Origin of the sequence: Actinacidiphila polyblastidii (genome assembly GCF_036353415.1) — a bacterium.
Taxonomy (GTDB): domain Bacteria; phylum Actinomycetota; class Actinomycetes; order Streptomycetales; family Streptomycetaceae; genus Actinacidiphila; species Actinacidiphila polyblastidii.
Genome location: NZ_JAZEWV010000013.1, coordinates 169,858 through 187,009 on the forward strand (window position 1 = coordinate 169,858; position 17,152 = coordinate 187,009).

A 17,152-nucleotide genomic window follows, 5' to 3' on the forward strand; every position below is an offset into this window, starting at 1 on the left:
GCCGTGCGCGTGTCCCGGGCGGTCGGCGCTGACCTGACGCGAGGGCGGATACCCGGCGTCGTCGGGGGAACGCGCACCGCAGAGGGCACGATCCCTCCCGCTGCCAGGTGGCAGACCGGGTGGGAACGGCGGGCGGCGAAGCGGAGGAACCAGAAGATGTCGGGTCAGCAGCGCGACAAGGGCACGAGGGGCGCCGTGCTGATCGCACTCGCCGCGAACCTGGTGATCGCCGCGGCGAAGACGGTCGCGGGACTGCTCGTCCACTCCCCCGCACTGCTCTCCGAGGCGGCGCACTCCGTCGCCGACAGCCTCAACGAGATCTTCCTGCTCACCTCGCTGCGCCGCAGCCACCGGGAACCCGACGCGGAGCACCCGTTCGGGTACGGCAAGGAGCGGTACTTCTGGTCCCTGCTGGCCGCGGTCGGCATCTTCGTCCTCGGCGGCTGCTTCTCCTTCTACCAGGGCGTGCAGGCGCTGCACAGCGACCACGACGAGACCACCACCGGCTACCTGGCGGGCCTCGGGGTGCTCTTCGTGGCCCTGCTCTGCGAGGGCGCGTCGCTGCTCAAGGCGGTCCACCAGGCCCGTACGTCGGGCAAGGGCACGGAGGACCCGGCGCTGCGCACCGTGCTCGCGGAGGACGGCAGCGCGGTGATCGGCGTGATCCTCGCCGCGGGCGGCATGGTCGCCCACATGGTGACGGGGAACCCGGCGGGCGAGGCCGCCGCCTCGATGGCCATCGGGGTGCTGCTGATGGTCGTCGCCTTCGGTCTCGGCCGCACCGCGCACCGCAGTCTCATCGGCGCCTCCGTGGAACCCGGGCAGCGTGCGGAGATCGAGGCGCTGCTGGCCGAGCAGCCCGAGATCGACGTGGTCGAGGAGCTGCTGACGATGCGGCTCGGCATGGACTCCCTGCTCATCGCCGCCCGTATCGACCTGGTCGGCGGGCTGGACAGCGAGCGCGTCGAGGAGGTCAGCCTCAGGATCCGCGGCGAGATCCACGACCGCTGGCCGAGCGCCGACCGGGTGTTCCTCGACATCACCGACGCCCCCACCGAGCAGCGGGCCCGCGAGGCCGGGCGGCACGGCGCCGCCCGGTGACCCGTGCCCGTCAGGTCCGCGCCCGTCAGCTCCGCGCCAGGCGCCGCAGCGTCGCGCCGTAGCGCCCGGCCACCACCCGCTGCGCCGCCCGCCCGCAGGGCCCCGCCGCCTTCAGGTACCAGGCCGAGGGCCGGCTGACGGCGAGCACCGTGAAATCGACCGACCCATCCGGACGGCGCTCCAGGATGAACGCCTCCTCGCCGCACTCCGGATGCCCCGGAAGGGTCCCGTAGCCGAACCCGGCCCGGTTGCTCTCCCTGACCGCCCACACCACCTCGCACGGTGCGCGGACCGGCCCCAGCCGCAGCGACACCCGTACGCCGGGCGCGGCCTCCTCGGCGGTGGCGGAGAGCCGCAGCAGCGGCGTGCCGCGGTGCATCCGCCACCGGAACAGCGCCTCGGCCGCGCGGTCGAAGGTGCCGGCGCCCAGTGCGGTCCGCACCCGCAGGACGCGGAATCCGAGCGGCGCCGGCTCGTCCCCCGCCGTCATGCCCGGGGTGGAGTACGTGAGGTCCTGCATGGGTGCACGCTACCCATCGGGACCGGACTCCGCGATCAGTGACGTGGCTCGGCGCGGTCGCCGTCAGGCCGCGCCGGCGGCTGGCGCGATGGCCCGCACCGCGTCGATCGCCCGCGCGTAGCGCTCCGGTTCGCCCGGCTGGGCGTGCCTGGTCGGGCCCGCGCTCTCGCTGTGCGCGACGAGCCGGAAGATCAGCGCGCGGACCAGCATCTGCTGCCAGTCGGGGACGGCGCCGGCCCCCGCCGGCTCGCCGGGGCGCAGGCCGAACCACAGCAGGCCGTCGGCGACCACGACGGCCTCGGCGAAGGCCGGGGGCCGCCAGTACGGTGAGAAGTCGATCACGGCGGGCTCCGCGCCGGCGGCGAACAGGACGTTGCCGGTGAGGTCGCCGTGGACGAGCTGCGCGCCGTCCTGCCGTACCGGCCGCCGCAGCGCGCACAGTGCCGCGTACGCACCGGACAGCTCCTCGACCACGCCGACGTCCTGCTCGCCCCAGGCGGCGCGGTCGGCAACAGCCCACGGGTGGGTGCGTCGGGCGAGGAAGCCGGGCCGGGGCAGGTCCCGCAGGGCGGCGTGGAAGGCGCGCCCGGCGCGGAGCACGCCGTCCCAGTGACCGTGCGGGCCGGGTTGCCCGTCCAGGAACTCGGCGGCGGTCCAGCCGTCCACGACGCCGCGCCCGTCGGCGGCGCGCAGCGGCCGCGGCACCCGGAAACCGCCGGAGGACGCCGGGCCGGGCCCGGACGCGCCGTCGCGCCCCGACGCGAGGCGCTCCATCAGCGCGGTGCCCCACTCGCTCTCGTCCTCGGGACCCTCTGCGGGTTTGAGGACGAACGCGCCGACGCGGACGCTGCGCCCCTGACCGCCGGTCAGCGGGACGGGGACGCCCCGCACGCCGAAGGCGTCGAGGACCGCGGCGGGCGGGACGGGGGTGCTCGGCTCGTCGATCACCCGGGGATCCTTCCCCGGCGGTCCGCCGGGCGCATCCCGTTTTCGGGAACCGATCCGCGGGGGGACGGCGGAAGGCCGGGCGTCCCCCCTCAGCGGGGGGAGGCCCGGCCCTGGCCGCGTGCGGTCCCGGCGGACCCGCGGCTGTCAGACCAGCGGTGTGTAGTGCGAGGCGTCACCGGCGATCGCGTGGCTGGACCGGCCGTCCACGCCGGCCGGCACGTCGCCGGCGACGGTGACGCGGTTGAGGCGGCGCGGCAGGTCGTCGTAGTTGTCGATGGCGTAGTGCTGGGTGATCCGGTTGTCGAACAGCACCAGCTGACGGGTGCTCCAGCGCCACCGCAGGACGTTCTCCGGACGGGTGACGTAGCTCTGGAGGAGGTCGAGGATCTTGCGCGACTCGCCGAGCGACAGGCCGACGATCCGCTGGGCGAAGCCGCCGATGAACAGACCGCGCTCGCCGGTGAGCGGGTGGACGCGCACCACCGGGTGCACGGTGCGGTACTTGATGGAGGTGAACTGGGCGCGGGCGGCGGCCTTCTCCTCGTCGATGCTCTCCTCGGGCACCGCGTAGTCGTAGTCGTTGGTGTGCTCGGCCCACAGCGTGTCGGCGAGGTTCCGCAGCGGTTCGGGCAGGTCCCGGTACGCGGCGGCGGAGTTGGCGATCAGGGTCTCGCCGCCGTAGGGCGGGATGACGATGCTGCGCAGGGTGCTGGCCTGCGGCGGGTTGAGGACGAAGGTCACGTCGGTGTGCCAGTGGTTGGCCCGGCCCCGCTCGCTGTCGACGGGCAGGATGTTCGGCGCCCCTTCGACCGCGGGCACCGTCGGGTGCGCCGTGGTCAGTTCGCCGAGGTGCCGGGCGAAGCGCTGCTGGCCCTCGTCGTCGAGGTCGACGTCGTCGAAGACCAGGGCCTTGTGCTCGTTGAGCGCGGCGCGGATCGCCGCGACGGTGGCCGGGTCGAGGTCGCCGCCGATGTCGACGCCCGAGACCCGGGCGCCGATACGGGCGGTGACCTTGCGGATCTCCAGGCCGGGCACGGTCGCGGGCGCGGTGGCCTCGGAGGGCTGCGCGGTGCCGGCTTCAGCGGTGACGGTCATCTGCGGTCCTGCCTTTCGGGTTGCGGGTTACGGGTGCGGGTGCGGTGTCGTGGCCGTTCGGCGAGCAGGGAGGGCGGTCGGGTGGGTGGCGGTGGGCGGTGTCACAGCGCGGCGAGCGCGTAGGCGGGGGCGCCGGCGGCGTACTGGTTGTCCGGGCGCGGCAGTCCGTACCGCTCGCGGAGGGTCTGTCCCGGGGTGTACTCGGTGCGCAGCAGCCCGCGGGAGCGCAGGATCGGCACCACGTGGTCCACGAAGAGTTCGAGCCCGGAGGGCAGCACCGGCGGCATGATGTTGAACCCGTCGGCCGCGCCCGCGTGGAACCATTCCTCTATCGCGTCGGCGACCTGCTCGGGCGTGCCGGTGAAGGTGCGGTGTCCGCGGCCGCCGCCGAGCCGTCCGATCAGCTCGCGCACGGTGAGGCTCTCGCGGCGGGCGAGCTCCACGACCAGGGTGTAGCGGCTCTTCGCCCCCTCGATCTCGTCCTCCGTCGGGAGATCCGCCGGCAGGCCCGCGTCCAGATCGAGTGCGCCCGGCTCCACGTGCAGGATGTGCGCCAGCTGGTACAGCCCGTGCTCGTACACGATGTGGTCCTCGAGTTCGGCCTCGCGGCGCCGGGCCTCGGCCTCGGTGTCCCCGATCACCGGGACGATCCCGGGCAGGATCTTGATGCCCTCCGGGTCGCGGCCGGCCCGGCGGGTGCGGGCCTTGACGTCGGCGTAGAACTCCTGCGCGTCGCCGAGGGTCTGCTGCGCGGTGAACACCGCCTCCGCGTACCGCGCGGCGAAGCTCTTGCCGTCCTCCGACGAGCCCGCCTGGACCAGCAGCGGGTAGCCCTGCGGGGAGCGCGGGACGTTCAGGGCGCCCTCGACCTGGAAGTACGGGCCGCGGTGTCCCGCCGGGTGGAGCTTGGCGGTGTCGCCCCAGACGCCGGCCGCCTTGTCGCCGACGATCAGGTCGTCCTCCCAGCTGTCCCACAACTTGAAGGCCACGTCGAGGAATTCGGCGGCCCGCTGGTAGCGGGTGGCGTGCGAGGGCTCCGCGTCGAGGCCGAAGTTGCGGGCCGCCTCGGCGCCGGCGGTGGTGACGATGTTCCAGCCGGCGCGGCCTCCGCTGATGTGGTCGAGCGAGGCGAACGTACGGGCCAGGTTGTAGGGGAGGTTGTAGGAGGTGGACGCGGTGGCGATCAGGCCGATGTGCTCGGTCGCCCCGGCGAGCGCGGTCAGCAGGGTGAGCGGCTCCAGCGTTCCCGAGGGGCGCTGGCCGACGCTGTTGAAGAGCACCGGCCCGTCGGCGAGGAACAGCGAGTCGAAGGTGCCGCGTTCGGCGACCTGGGCCAGGTTCCGGTAGTGGGCGACGTCGACGCTCGCGTACGGGTCGCTCTCCGGCAACCGCCAGGAGGCTTCGTGGTGGCCGGTGTTCATCAGGAACGCGTTGAGGTGGAGCTGCCGTCCGGTCACGAGGTGGCTCCTTGCGATGCCGCGGTCTGGTGGGCGTGGTCGACGCCGAGGGCGGCGAGCAGCCGCTCGCCGTACTCGGCGAGCAGGGGATCGCGGTAGGACCGCGGATGCGGCACCTCGATGGCCAGGTCGAGGCCGATGCGGCCGCCTTCGAGCACCAGGACGCGGTCGGCGAGCACGATCGCCTCGTCGACGTCGTGGGTGACGAGCAGCACCGAGGGCCGGTGCCGTTCCCACAGTTCCCGCAGCAGGGTGTGCATCTTGATCCGGGTCAGCGCGTCCAGGGCGCCGAACGGCTCGTCGGCGAGGAGGAGTTCGGGCTCCCACACCAGCGACCTGGCCAGCGCGGCGCGCTGCGCCTCGCCGCCGGAGAGCTGCGAGGGCCAGGCGTCGGAGCGGCCGGCCAGGCCGACCTCGGCGAGCGCGGCGATGCCGCGTTCGCGGGCGTCCCTGCCGCGCGCGCCGAGCACCACGTTGTCCAGCACCCGGCGCCAGGGCAGCAGCCGGGAGTCCTGGAAGACCACCGACACCTGCTGCGGCGCGCGCAGTTCGCCGCTGCCGGTCACCTCGTGGTCCAGGCCGGCGATGGCCCGCAGCAGGGTGCTCTTGCCGGAGCCGCTGTGCCCGAGCAGCGCCACGAACTGGCCGGGCGGGATCTCCAGGTCGATTCCGTCGAGCACGGTCCGCGGACCGAAGGAGCGGGTCAGGGCGCCGATCCGGACGGCGGGCGGGGTCAGTTGCTCAGTGTGCGTCGCCATGACAGCACCTTTCGCTCGATCAGCCGGACCGCGGTGTCGGAGACCAGGCCGAAGATGCCGTAGATCAGCAGGCCGACGATGATCACGTCGGTCTGCCCGTAGTTCTGCGCCTGGAACATCATGTAGCCCAGGCCGCTGGTGGCGTTGATCTGCTCCAGCACCACCAGCGACAGCCAGGAGCCGGTCACGCCGAGCCGGAGCCCGACGAAGAACCCGGGCAGCGCGCCGGGGATGACGACCTGGCGGATGAACTGGATCCGGCTCAGGCCCAGGACCTCGGCCAGTTCGACGTAGCGGTTGTCGATGCCGGAGAGCGCCGAGTACAGGTTGAGGTAGATCGGGACGTACACGACGATCGCGATGATCGCGAACTTGAAGGTCTCGCCGATGCCGAGCCACAGGATGAACAGCGGGATCAGGCCGAGGGTGGGGATCGCCCGGTTGAGCTGGACGGTGCCGTCGATCACCGCCTCGCCGACGCGGCTGAGACCGGCTGTCAGCGCCAGCACCACACCGCCGGCCAGGCCGATGGAGAAGCCGATTCCGGCGCGCTTCAGCGAGGTGAGGACGTCGGTGCGCAAAGTGCCGTCGTTCCACAGGTGCACACCGGTGCGCACCACCGTCCACGGCGCGGGGATCGAGTTCGGGTCGAGCTGCCCGGTGGCGGAGGCGATCGCCCACAGCGCCAGGAAGAGCAGCGGGCCGATCAGCCGTGAGGCCGGCAGCCGTTTGCCCGGCGCGAGCCGGCGGACCCGCCGGACGACCCCGTCGGGGGCACGGTCGCGGGCGCCGACGCGGGTGGTGGCGGTGGCGGTCTCGTCGTCGGTGCGGGTGGCGGTGTCGAGGTCGCTGGCGGGGTCATGGCCGGCGGCGGTGTCATGGCGGGCCGCGCTGTCGAAGCCGGCGGCATGATCGCGGTCGGGGAGCTTCGTCCCGGACCGCGGAGGGACCTGGACGCCGCCCTCGGGAAGGAGATCGGTCACGGGTATCAGCTCCGGTACGTCGCGGCGACGGCCTTGGCCGCCAGGCCCTCGAAGCGGCGGTCGAAGAGGGACTCGACCTTGAAGGACTTCACGAAGCCGCCCTCGGCGAGCAGGTCGGCGGTCTCCTGCTCCCAGGAGATCGCCTCGGCCCAACTCGGCGGGAACAGCGGCTTGTTGCTCAGCCGGGTGATGGCCTGGGCCTGGGACAGCGAGATGTTCTGCGTCTTCACGTAGAACTGCTCGTCCCAGGCGCCGGGGTTCTCGTACGCCCACACCAGGCCCTGCGCCCAGCGCGGGATGAACGCGGCGATCGCGGCGGCCTTGGCGGAGTCGGCCAGGACGCCGGCCGGCGCCCACAGCAGGCTGAGCAGGTCGACCACCTCGGTGGTGATGGTGTGCGCGCCCTTGTCGCCGTACTTGTCGAGGTAGGCGGGCACCTGCGAGATGCCGAGCGGGGCGATGTCGACCTGCCCGGCCTGCAGGGCTGTCAGGAACTGGTTGCTGGTCAGCGGCACCAGCTTGACGTCGGAGTACGCCAGGCCCGCCTTCTTCAGCGCCCGCAGCAGCACCACGCCCTGGGCCTGGCCCTGGGAGAACGCCAGCCGCTTGCCCTTGAAGTCGGCGACCGAGGTGAGGTCGCTGTGCGGCGCGGTGGCGAAGACGTAGGTCGGCTTGCGGGTGAGGTTGATGGCGACGATCCGGGCGTCGTAGCCCTGGTAGTGCGCCTGGATCGGCGGGATGCCGGCGTTGTTGGCCAGGTCGAGGGAGTGGGCGCGGAAGGCGTTGATGACGTCGGGGCCGGCGCCGATGTTCACCCAGCTCGACACGTCGAACGGCAGCTTGTCCAACCCCGCCAGTTTGAGCTGCAGTTCCTGCTGGCCCTGGTACGACGCGACCTTCAGGCTCGTGCCGGCCGGCACCGTGGTGGGCAGCGGCGCGTTCGAGGAGAAGGTGGGGCCGGCGGTGGCCTTCCCGGCGCAGGCGCTCAGTCCCGCCGCCGCGGTGGCGCCGAGCAGGGTGTGCAGGAACAGCCGCCGGTTCGGACCGGGGGACGGTGTGGCTGAGCGGGGCATCGGAAGAACTCCGTTTCTCTGGGGCGCGGCAAATGGCCTCGGACAGGCGTCGGGCCGCAGGCACGAGGGAAGGACAGGATCAGGGGTGGCGGAATAACGGAATCAGCGGATTCCACGGAATGCGGGCAGGCGAATTCCGTCGGACAACGAATTCGCGATGGGAGCGGCGCCCTTCCCGGGCGAGGGGTCGGCGCGCGCGGGCGAGCCGTGCGCGGATGCCGGCCGGGACACCGCCGGACGGGTTCCTGCCCGTCGGCCGCGGGTCCTGGACCCGCTCCCGCGGACGGGCGGCCCCGGCCGGGTTGCCTGTGAACTCCCTGCTCACACAGGGCAGAACCGGTGGACGGCGGTCCGGGGCAGCCGACGCGTCAGCGCGTCAGCAACAGAGGGTGCGCCCGACACGCATGAGGTCCACGACCCGGCACCGGGTGAGCGCGATACGGCGCGAGGGGCGCCATGCGCACCCGGCGTCCCGGGCGCGGCCATACCGCGTCCTGACGTCAAGGGGAATGCGCTGCGTTCTGCTCACGGGAAAGATACTCTCGTTCTCCGGAGGTGCACGTCAATATTCGGAGCTTCTGAATTAATGGTCCGGCTCATCGGTGCCGCATCCCTGCCGCGGCCACCCCGAGCGGGTCCCGGTACAGGACGTCGAGCGCCACCGAGCCGCCCGCGGTCGCCAGCACCGCGTCGGGGAAGCTGGTCGGCACCACCACCTCGGCGGCGTCGAAGTTCGCCCATGTGTGCGCGGTGACCTCCTCCCGCAGCGCGGCAAGGCAGTCCGCCCGGTGGATCACCCCGAGTTCGACCACCACCACGCTCTCCGGGTTCAGCACGTCCAGCAGCAGGCCGACCGCGCGGCCGACCAGTCGGGCCCGCTCCAGGAGCAGCCGCACCGCGACCGGATGGCCGTCGGCGGCGGCCCGCAGCACCAGCATCGGGTCGGGCGCGTCGATGACGCCCGCGTCCAGCGCCCGCCGGCACAGCGTCAGTTCGGACGCCTCCGCCTGGAGGCACCCGGTGCGGCCGCAGCGGCAGCGCCTCGTGCCTCCGGCCACCGGCAGGTGGGCGATGGCGCCGGCCTGCGACCTGGGGCCGTAGTGCACCTGGTCATGGGTGGTGAAGGCGGAGTCGACCACGTTGCCGACGAACAGGTGCAGGGCGCTGCGGCCGGACCTGGCGTGCCCGAAGAGCCGCTCGCCGTTGGCCAGCGCGCGCGAGTGGCTGTCCAGGTGGACGGGGAGGGTGGTGTGCCGGGCCAGCAGGTCGCGGACCGCCACGTCGTGCCAGCCCAGCAGTTCGTGCTCGATGACGGTTCCCGACCCGGGGTCCACCCAGCCGCCGGTGGCCACGCCGACGCCGAGCGGCGCGGCCTCGGGCGCGTGGGCGGCCCGCAGTGCGCCGAGCGCCTCGGCCGCCGTGGCGAGCACCCGGTCGGGTTCGGTGCCGTCGTGCGGGAGGCGGCGCTGCGCGATGACGCGGCCGCACAGGTCCAGCACGGCCACCGTGGTGTACGGGACGGCCACGTGCACGCCCCCGACCACGAAGCGCGTGCGGTCCACCTCGACGGGTACGTGCGGGCGCCCGGCGCCGCTGGGGCGGGAGGTTCCCTGCGCCTCGCGGATCAGGCCCAGCGCGGCGAACCGCGCGCAGTAGTCGGTCACCGACGCCGGGGACAGTCCGGTGATCCGGGCCACCGTGCTGCGGGCGACCGGCCCGTGCTCAAGGACGGCCCGCAGCACGGCACTCGCACTGGTCCTGCGGCGTTCCCCGTCCGCGGCGCGAAGCCCGGCGGCGGGTGCGGTGCGCGCCGTCGTCCCGGCCGCCGCCTGCGTCGATGCCGGGCGCGGACTCAGGGCCGGGCTCGGCAGCGGGTGTGACACGTCGTTCGGTACTGCGCTGGCTGACATCCGGGATCTTCCTCGGGAGCGGTCCGTCACGGCGACGTCTCAGTCGGCGGTCCGGATGCGCTCGGCCCGCCTCACCCCGGGCAACAGCCGGCCACGACCAGGCGCCGCACGTCGACACCGCGACGAGCGGGGATGCGTTCAGCCTGGGCAGCCATGGCTCGACGCTAGCAAGCCGTCGCGCCGAAGCCCAGCCTCGCCCGCCTCCCGTCCCGCTGGCTGAGACACCGGGTCTCCCGGACGGCGGGGACACGGGCGGCGATTCCCGCCGCGGTCCGGGTGGGCGCCACGCTGCCGCGCCACCCCCGCAGGGGCGTGCCGGGACCGAGCGGGGGAATCCGATCGCTGAGGCACCATCCGACTGACAGATGGTCACCTTCACGCGGAGACCCGCGCCGAGGGCGGCCTCGCCGGCGCGCGACGCCGGCGGACCGACCGGTCTGTCCCAGCACGAGGAGGACCGTACGATGAGCGACCGACACGCCGTGCCCGACGCCGTCCCGCACTTCGACCAGCCCGGCGCCAGCCAGTGGGGACAGATGCCCCAGCCGGTGCAGCAGCCCACCGACACCCCGCGGGGCTCCAAGGCCGGGATGCTCACCGCCCTGGGCGTGGTGGTGCTGGTGGCCCTGGTGCTGCTGACGGTGGCCCTCGTCAGGTCCTGAGGACCCTGACACCACCTCCCGCACCACCGAGTCACGCGGAAACCCCGACGGCCGGCGCCCCGTTCCCGGGCGCCGGCCGTCCGCCTGACGCCGTCCGCCGCCTAACAGTCCGGGATGACCGTCCCGTTGTTGTCCTTCGCCTCGTCGTTGCCCCAGCGCGAGAGGTAGTACGCGGACACGTACTGCTTCGCCGGGCCGGTGTCGGGGTCGGTGCGCAGCCACCAGTGGTTGTACGACGTGCTGGTGCCGATCATGCGGCCCCACGCCTTGCAGTAGACGTAGTCGGTGCCGCCGTACAGGGTGCCGGTCTGCGCGGTGCTGGTGGGCGAGGCGTAGACGGGCGCGTTGGCGTAGGTGTCGACCCAGTACTTCGTGGTCGGCGGCGGCGCGGCGACGGAGAAGCTGACCGTCACCCAGCCGTTGCCGGTCATGCCCAGGCCGTCCCAGAAGGTGCCGTCGGCGAGGTCGATGCCGGCCGGGTTGGCGACGGCGCGGCCGAACTGGTCGTGGCCGCCGTTGTAGCCGCTCTGGTAGGCGGCCTGCGCCTCGGGCGTGCCCTGCGGCAGATTGCCCCAGCTCTCGCGCACGCCGGAGGGGTTCCAGTAGTCGTCGGTGGTGTTCCACGGGCCGACGTCCCAGATCGGCGCGGTCTCGCAGCGGCTGCCGTTGCAGACGGTGACCTGGTAGGTGCGGCTGCCGTTGGCGTCGAGCAGGCGGCGTGAGGGCAGGGCGACGAAGTGGTCGCGGTTGGCGATGACATGGCCGTTGGCCGTGGTGCCGCCGACCAGGCCCTCGCGGGTGGCGTAGACCCGGTAGGTGGCGGTCGCGGCGGGCGCGGCGGTCCGCGGCCGCGCGCCGGCGGCCGCCCGGCCGGTGCCCGGGGAGGGCGCGGCGGCGTCCAGCCGCACCGCGGAGACCGCGGGCGCGGGGGCCGCGGCGGGCGCGCTCAGCACCACCCGGACCTGCACGGCCGCCACCGGAGCGGCGAAGGCGACGACCGCGCCGGGCGCGGCCGTCGTCCACTGGGTCCAGCCCCCGGAGGCGTCCCGGCCGCGGACGTCGGTGTCCACGGCGGAGCCGGCCGGGCGTGTCGCGGTCGTGCGCACGGTCAGCGCGGACACGCCGCCGCCGAGTGCGGTGACCGGGGCGGTGTACTCGCCGTACGAGCGGCCGGCGGGCTGCGCGGCCGGATGCGCGTGGAGGTCATGGAGCGTCAGGCGACCGGCGGTGAAGGCCGTGTTGGCGCGGTCGGCGGTGGCCGCGTCCAGGTCGACCGCCCAGCTCCCCTGCGCCGCAGCGCCGGTGTGCTGCGGCGCCGTTGACCCCTGGGCCGCGGCCGGCATCACCAGCGACGCGAGCGCCGCCCCGAGGGCGACGGCCGCGACCGCGCCGCGACGACGTACTGCGTGCATCTGCCACCTCGCTGCTTCGACTGCTGCCGGAGGACGCCGGCAGCGCGTCCCGGTCCGGGCGCCGCGGGGGACGCTAACGGGGGGCGCGGGGCAAGGACAAGGAATTGACTGAGACATGGCAAGAATGCGCTCTCCGGCCGGTTCTCGCCCTGTCGGCTCAGGAGGCCGCGGCGGCCGGGGACGGAGACGTAGACTCGTCCCACCGGTTACGGGACGCCATACAACGGGGGCCGTCATGAACGCAGTCCGGGCACGCCGCCTACTGGAGTGCTGCTACGTCGGCCTCATCGCCGCACTGGCCGGACTCGGCGCCGCGAGCGGCACCCCCGCGCCCTACGTCGCCGCCATCCTCCTGACGCTGCCCTTCGGCATCTCGGCGACCGTCTGCATCTACGGCGGGTACGCCGCCCTCAAGGGCATCGGCGGCCTCTGGGCGGCGCGGACCCTCGCGGACGGCGGCGACCCGGGCTGGCTCACCGTCAGCAGCGCCACGCTGAACATCCTCGCACTCACCGCCGCCGCCGTCGCCAACGCGATCCTGGCCGAGCGGACACTGCGCCGCCGCGAGGCGACCCGGGCGGCGACCCGGGCGGCCGGCCCGCTCGGCGCCTGAGCGGCCCCGCGGCCGACTCCCTTACGCCGACCACAAGGTCGCCTTCGCCGGCTCCACCGGCACCTGGGGATCGCACGTCCCTGAGGCGGCGGCGGCCGGCGTGGTCGCGGTCCTCTTCGGAGCGAGCACCGGAACCGGTCCCTCCGGGGTGCCGGCGATGCGCGGCAGCGACCAGACCCGCCCCGCCGACCTCGATCGCCGGGCGACCCCTACCCCGTCCCGTCTACCCCGTCCCGTCCGGCCGCTCCGCCCCCGCTCCCCTGACCCGGCGCGGCCGGCCCGCGCCGAATGTGACCGCCGGACCGGCGCGGGCGTTCGCCTCCGCCGGTCCGGCAAGGGAGTATGGGGGCATGGCCCGTCATTGGGGCCGGTCGTGGGCCCGGCCACCGGTGGGCGACGGCGAGCGGCCTCCCAGCAGCCGGCCCGGGGGTCGGTCCCGCCCGGGCGGCGGCGGGCGCCGCGAGCGGCCAGGCCCGCGGCAGGCGGGAAAGCGGAGCCGGTGGCACGCGCTGAGCGCGCGCAGTCTCGCCGGGCAGGTCTTCCTGCTGCAGGTGGTCATCGTGCTGCTGCTGGTGACGTTCGCGGTGGCGGAGCTGTTCACCCAGGCACGGCAGGACACGACGCAGGACGCCCGCCACCAGTCGCTGGCGGTCGCACAGACCTTCGCGAACTCGCCCGGCATCGTGGCGGACCTGCAGTCCGCCCACCCGACCGCCCTGCTGCAGCCGCGGGCGGAGGCCGCCCGCAAGGCGTCGGGCGTCGACTTCATCGTGGTCACCGACACCAACGGGATCCGCTTCACCCATCCTCACCCGGACCGGATCGGGAAGAAGTTCGTCGGCGACATCAGCAAGCCGCTGGCCGGGCACGCCGTCACCGAGACGGTGAACGGCACCATCGGCCGGCTGGTGCAGGCCGTGGTGCCGGTCCGCGCGGCGAACGGCGAGGTCCTCGGGCTGTGCTCGGCCGGCATCACGATCAGCAAGGTGCACGGCGTCGCCGACCGCCAGCTGCCCTTCCTGCTCGGCGGCGCGATCGGCGCCCTGGCGCTGTCCACGGCCGGCACCGCCCTGGTCAGCCGGCGGCTGCGCCGCCAGACGCACGGCCTGGGCGCCCCCGAGATGACCCGGATGTACGAGCACCACGACGCGGTGCTGCACGCCGTCCACGAAGGGGTGCTGATCAGGGACGACGACGGCAGGGTCCGGCTGGCGAACGACGAGGCGAGACGGCTGCTGGGGCTGCCCGAGGGCGTGGAGGGGCGCGAGGTCGAGGAGCTCGGCCTGCCCGAGCACGTCACCCAGCTGCTCGCGGCCGGGAAACCGGTGACCGACGAGGTCGTCGAGGCCGGCGACCGGCTGCTCGCGGTGACGATCCGGTCCACCGACCGCAACGGCGGACCGCCCGGCAGCGTCGCCACGCTCCGCGACTCCACCGAGCTGCGGGCGATGTCCGGCAAGGCGGACGAGGCCAGGGGGCGGCTGAAGCTGCTGCACGACGCGAGCGTGGCCATCGGCACCACCCTGGACGTCACCAGGACCGCGCAGGAGCTGACCGAGGTGACGGTGCCGCGCTTCGCCGACTTCGCCACGGTCGACCTGGGCGAGGGCGTGCTCGCCGGCGACGAGTCGACCGCTCCCGGCACCCTGCTGCGCCGGGTCGCCGCCCGCGGCGCCGACACCGGCACCGACGCCGACGCCGACGCCGAGGAGGAGCACGGCAGCGCCGCGCCGCTGTACCCGGTGGGCCGCACCATCGTCTTCGGCCCGGAGTCCCCGCCCACCCTCAGCCTGGCCTCCGGCCGGGCCCAGCTCACCCACGATCTGCGGGGGCTCTCCGACTGGCGGTCTCGCAGCCCCGAGCACGCCGAGCGGATCATCGACTCCGGCATGCACTCGCTGCTCTCGGTTCCGCTGCTGGCGCGCGGCGCGACGCTGGGGGTGGCCAACTTCTGGCGGGCGGGCGAGTCGCGCCCCTTCGAGGAGGACGACCGCTCGCTGGCCGAGGAGCTGGCCGCGCACGCCGCGCTGTGCATCGACAACGCGCGCCGCTACACCCGCGAGCACGCCATGGCCGTGTCGCTGCAGCACAGCCTGCTGCCGCGCGGCACGCCCGAGCAGAACGCGCTTGAGGTGGCGTTCCGGTACCTGCCCGCTCAGGCGGGGGTGGGCGGCGACTGGTTCGACGTGATCCCGCTGTCCGGCGCGCGGGTCGCGCTGGTGGTGGGCGACGTCGTCGGGCACGGCCTGCACGCGGCGGCCACCATGGGCCGGCTGCGAACGGCCGTGCACAACTTCGCCTCGCTCGACATGCCCCCGGACGAGCTGCTCAGCCACCTGGACGAGGTGGTCAACCGGATCGACCAGGAGTCCACCGCGATCGAGGGGAACGACGCGATCACCGGCGCCACCTGCCTGTACGCGACGTACGACCCGGTCTCGCAGATCTGCACGGTGGCCAGGGCCGGGCATCCGCCGCCCGCGCTGGTGCGTCCCGACGGCACCGTGGAGTATCCCGACCTGGCGGTCGGCCCGCCGCTCGGCCTGTCCACGCTGCCGTTCGAGACGACCGAGCTGCACGTGGAGGAGGGCAGCCGGATCGTGCTGTACACCGACGGGCTGATCGAGGACCGGACCAGGGACATCGACGTCGGGCTCGACGGCCTGCGCGCGGCGCTCGAGGGCGCCGGCCCGACACCGGACGAGACGTGCACGGCGGTGCTCGACGCGATGCTGCCCGCGGAGCAGCGCGACGACATCGCGCTGCTGGTGGCCAGGACCCGGGTGCTGCCGCGGGACCGGATCACCAACTGGGACCTGCCCACCGACCCCGCCGCGGTGGCCGACGTGCGCGCCGCGGTCGCGGGGCAGCTGCGCACGTGGGGGCTGCACGAGGAGGTGGCGTTCACCACCGAGCTGGTGGTCAGCGAGCTGATCACCAACGCCATCCGGCACGCGAGCGGTCCCATCCGGGTCAGGCTGCTGCTCGACCGCAGCCTGGTCGTCGAGGTCTCCGACACCTCCAGCACCGCCCCGCACCTGCGGTATGCGGCCAGCACCGACGAGGGCGGCCGGGGGCTGTTCCTCGTCGCGCAGTTCGCGGAGCGCTGGGGCACCCGCTACACCGCCACCGGCAAGATCATCTGGGCCGAGGTGCCGCTCGCCTGACGGATCGCCTGGCGGATTGCCCGAGGATTCCGTGCTGCCGGGTGGCGGGGGGGCTCGGCCGGCGGGCCCTCGCCCCGGCCGGCCGGGGAACCGGGCGCCCGACCCCGTCAGGGACGGGACCGGGGCGACGCAGCCCTGCTGAGGGAGGTGGCGCCGCGGGAACCTCTGCCCGTGACGCCGGGACCGACTCCCGGGCCGGGCGGCGGCCTGTGAGCAGGCACCGACACGGCCCGGTGGGCGCCGTACGCCGCCTGCGGCGTCAGTGCGCGCCGGGACGGGACGCGGTCGGGGCCGGCCCGTAGCCGCCGGGCCGCGACCGGGCCTCGGCCGTCTCCTCCCGCTGCCGGCGCAGCTGCTCCACGAGCAGCCGGATGACCTGGGTACGGCCCTGGTGGGCGGCCTCGTACCGCACCAGGTCCTCCAGTTCCACGCTGGTCAGCGACCGGGCGCGGTCGCCGACGCTCCGCACCGTCGCGTGGTCGTACCCGTCGATGGGAAGCTCGCCCGCTTCCGGTACGGGCCCGGTTCTTCTGTCGTCTCGCACAGGTACCACCCCCACAGATCCGGACGTCAACGCTCCGTTTGCCCCTGCCGCCGGGACTCAAACACACGTGCGATCGCGGGCGTACCGTCGCCCGAGTGCCGCGCAGGAAGCGACAGCGCGTCCGCCGCCGGTGACGCTGGTTGCGGCGCCACACCCGACCCGTGGTCCCGCCGCGCCCGACGAGCCTCCACCCGCCTCGACGAACCTTGAGGAGACATGCGCGTGACCGACGCACTCGTTCCCCCCGCGGATCTCAGGAACGGCCTCGACGACCTGCGCACGGTGGGCGCCCACCCCGACTTCTGGTACCCGGTGGCGGCGTCGGGCAGCGTGCGCAGGAACACGGCGGTGGCCGCCTCGTTCGCCGGCGAGCGCATCGCCCTGTACCGCACCGCGTCGGGGCGGATCTGCGCGCTGGAGGACCGCTGCGCGCACCGCCAGGTGCCGCTGAGCATGGGCGTCGTCGAGGGTGAGACGCTGCGCTGCTGCTACCACGCGTGGGCCTACCGGGGGGACGGCCGGATCTCGCAGATCCCGTACCTTCCCAAGGGCACCGAGCGCCCGCCGCGCGGGGTGCGGGCCTATCCGGTGCGGGAGGCGTACGGCCTGGTCTTCGTCTTCCCCGGCAGGCCGGAGCTGGCCGACACGACGCCGCTGCCGGACCTCCCGGAGTTCCGTGCCCGTTCGCACCGGACGATGCGGTTCTCGCGCACGGTGCGCTGCCACTACTCGTTCATGCACGAGAACCTCCTCGACATGAACCACCAGTTCCTGCACCGCGGCGTCCTCGGGCGCATCCAGCCGGAACTGCTGGGCCACCGCACCGGGCCGAGCTTCGTCGAGGCGAGCTACCGCTTCACCTCCGGGGGCGGCAGGAAGGACAGGGGAGCGGGCCTGCTGTCGCGCGAG

Annotated in this window: 15 protein-coding genes; 5 read left to right on the forward strand and 10 right to left on the reverse strand. The window is 74.0% G+C overall.

Going from position 1 to position 17,152, the window contains the following annotated elements; all coding sequences use genetic code 11:
* Positions 1-156: 156 nt before the first annotated feature.
* Positions 157-1,101, forward strand: a complete 945-nt coding sequence (locus tag V2S66_RS18340; protein WP_330796750.1) for a cation diffusion facilitator family transporter — start codon at positions 157-159, stop codon at positions 1,099-1,101.
* 25 nt (positions 1,102-1,126) lie between these two features.
* On the opposite strand, the gene V2S66_RS18345 is transcribed toward V2S66_RS18340, so the two are convergent.
* The 8 genes from V2S66_RS18345 to V2S66_RS18380 form a co-directional block, all read right to left on the reverse strand.
* Positions 1,127-1,621: a DUF1990 family protein gene (locus tag V2S66_RS18345; protein ID WP_330796752.1), complete on the reverse strand. Its 495-nt coding sequence runs from the start codon at positions 1,619-1,621 to the stop codon at positions 1,127-1,129.
* Between the two features lie 63 nt (positions 1,622-1,684).
* The gene (locus V2S66_RS18350; RefSeq protein WP_330796753.1) at positions 1,685-2,569 is read right to left on the reverse strand and encodes an aminoglycoside phosphotransferase; all 885 of its coding nucleotides are present in this window, start codon (positions 2,567-2,569) and stop codon (positions 1,685-1,687) included.
* Between the two features lie 144 nt (positions 2,570-2,713).
* A complete protein-coding gene (locus tag V2S66_RS18355) occupies positions 2,714-3,604 on the reverse strand; it encodes a TauD/TfdA dioxygenase family protein (protein ID WP_330796797.1) in 891 nt (296 codons plus the stop codon).
* Positions 3,605-3,765: 161 nt separating this feature from the next.
* On the reverse strand, positions 3,766-5,121 hold the full coding sequence (locus tag V2S66_RS18360; RefSeq protein ID WP_330796755.1) for an LLM class flavin-dependent oxidoreductase: 1,356 nt from the start codon (positions 5,119-5,121) through the stop codon (positions 3,766-3,768).
* Positions 5,118-5,879, reverse strand: coding sequence for an ABC transporter ATP-binding protein (locus tag V2S66_RS18365; protein WP_330796757.1), 762 nt, complete (start codon positions 5,877-5,879; stop codon positions 5,118-5,120). Before V2S66_RS18365 ends, V2S66_RS18360 begins: the two co-directional genes overlap by 4 nt.
* On the reverse strand, positions 5,855-6,862 hold the full coding sequence (locus tag V2S66_RS18370; protein WP_330796759.1) for an ABC transporter permease: 1,008 nt from the start codon (positions 6,860-6,862) through the stop codon (positions 5,855-5,857). The genes V2S66_RS18365 and V2S66_RS18370 overlap by 25 nt, the downstream gene beginning before the upstream one ends.
* A gap of 5 nt (positions 6,863-6,867) precedes the next feature.
* Positions 6,868-7,935, reverse strand: a complete 1,068-nt coding sequence (locus V2S66_RS18375) for an ABC transporter substrate-binding protein (RefSeq protein WP_330796761.1) — start codon at positions 7,933-7,935, stop codon at positions 6,868-6,870.
* A 596-nt stretch (positions 7,936-8,531) separates the two neighbouring features.
* Entirely contained in the window at positions 8,532-9,845 is a 1,314-nt protein-coding gene (locus V2S66_RS18380; protein WP_330796763.1) for an ROK family protein, read from the reverse strand.
* Between the two features lie 464 nt (positions 9,846-10,309).
* Here V2S66_RS18380 and V2S66_RS18385 point away from each other — a divergent pair, with 464 nt between their 5' ends.
* A complete protein-coding gene (locus V2S66_RS18385) occupies positions 10,310-10,507 on the forward strand; it encodes a hypothetical protein (RefSeq protein ID WP_330796765.1) in 198 nt (65 codons plus the stop codon).
* Between the two features lie 101 nt (positions 10,508-10,608).
* Here V2S66_RS18385 and V2S66_RS18390 read toward each other — a convergent pair whose 3' ends face one another.
* Positions 10,609-11,919, reverse strand: a complete 1,311-nt coding sequence (locus V2S66_RS18390; RefSeq protein WP_330796766.1) for an SH3 domain-containing protein — start codon at positions 11,917-11,919, stop codon at positions 10,609-10,611.
* Positions 11,920-12,154: 235 nt separating this feature from the next.
* Between V2S66_RS18390 and V2S66_RS18395 the strand changes: the two genes are divergently transcribed.
* Both V2S66_RS18395 and V2S66_RS18400 read left to right on the forward strand, forming a co-directional pair.
* Positions 12,155-12,532: a hypothetical protein gene (locus V2S66_RS18395; RefSeq protein WP_330796768.1), complete on the forward strand. Its 378-nt coding sequence runs from the start codon at positions 12,155-12,157 to the stop codon at positions 12,530-12,532.
* A gap of 350 nt (positions 12,533-12,882) precedes the next feature.
* A complete protein-coding gene (locus V2S66_RS18400; RefSeq protein WP_330796769.1) occupies positions 12,883-15,699 on the forward strand; it encodes a SpoIIE family protein phosphatase in 2,817 nt (938 codons plus the stop codon).
* Between the two features lie 259 nt (positions 15,700-15,958).
* Here the strand turns inward: V2S66_RS18400 and V2S66_RS18405 are convergent, their stop codons facing one another.
* Positions 15,959-16,243: a hypothetical protein gene (locus V2S66_RS18405; protein WP_330796771.1), complete on the reverse strand. Its 285-nt coding sequence runs from the start codon at positions 16,241-16,243 to the stop codon at positions 15,959-15,961.
* A gap of 222 nt (positions 16,244-16,465) precedes the next feature.
* On the opposite strand from V2S66_RS18405, the gene V2S66_RS18410 reads away from it, so the two are divergent.
* On the forward strand, positions 16,466-17,152 hold a 687-nt coding region (locus tag V2S66_RS18410), incomplete at its 3' end, for a Rieske 2Fe-2S domain-containing protein (protein ID WP_330796772.1).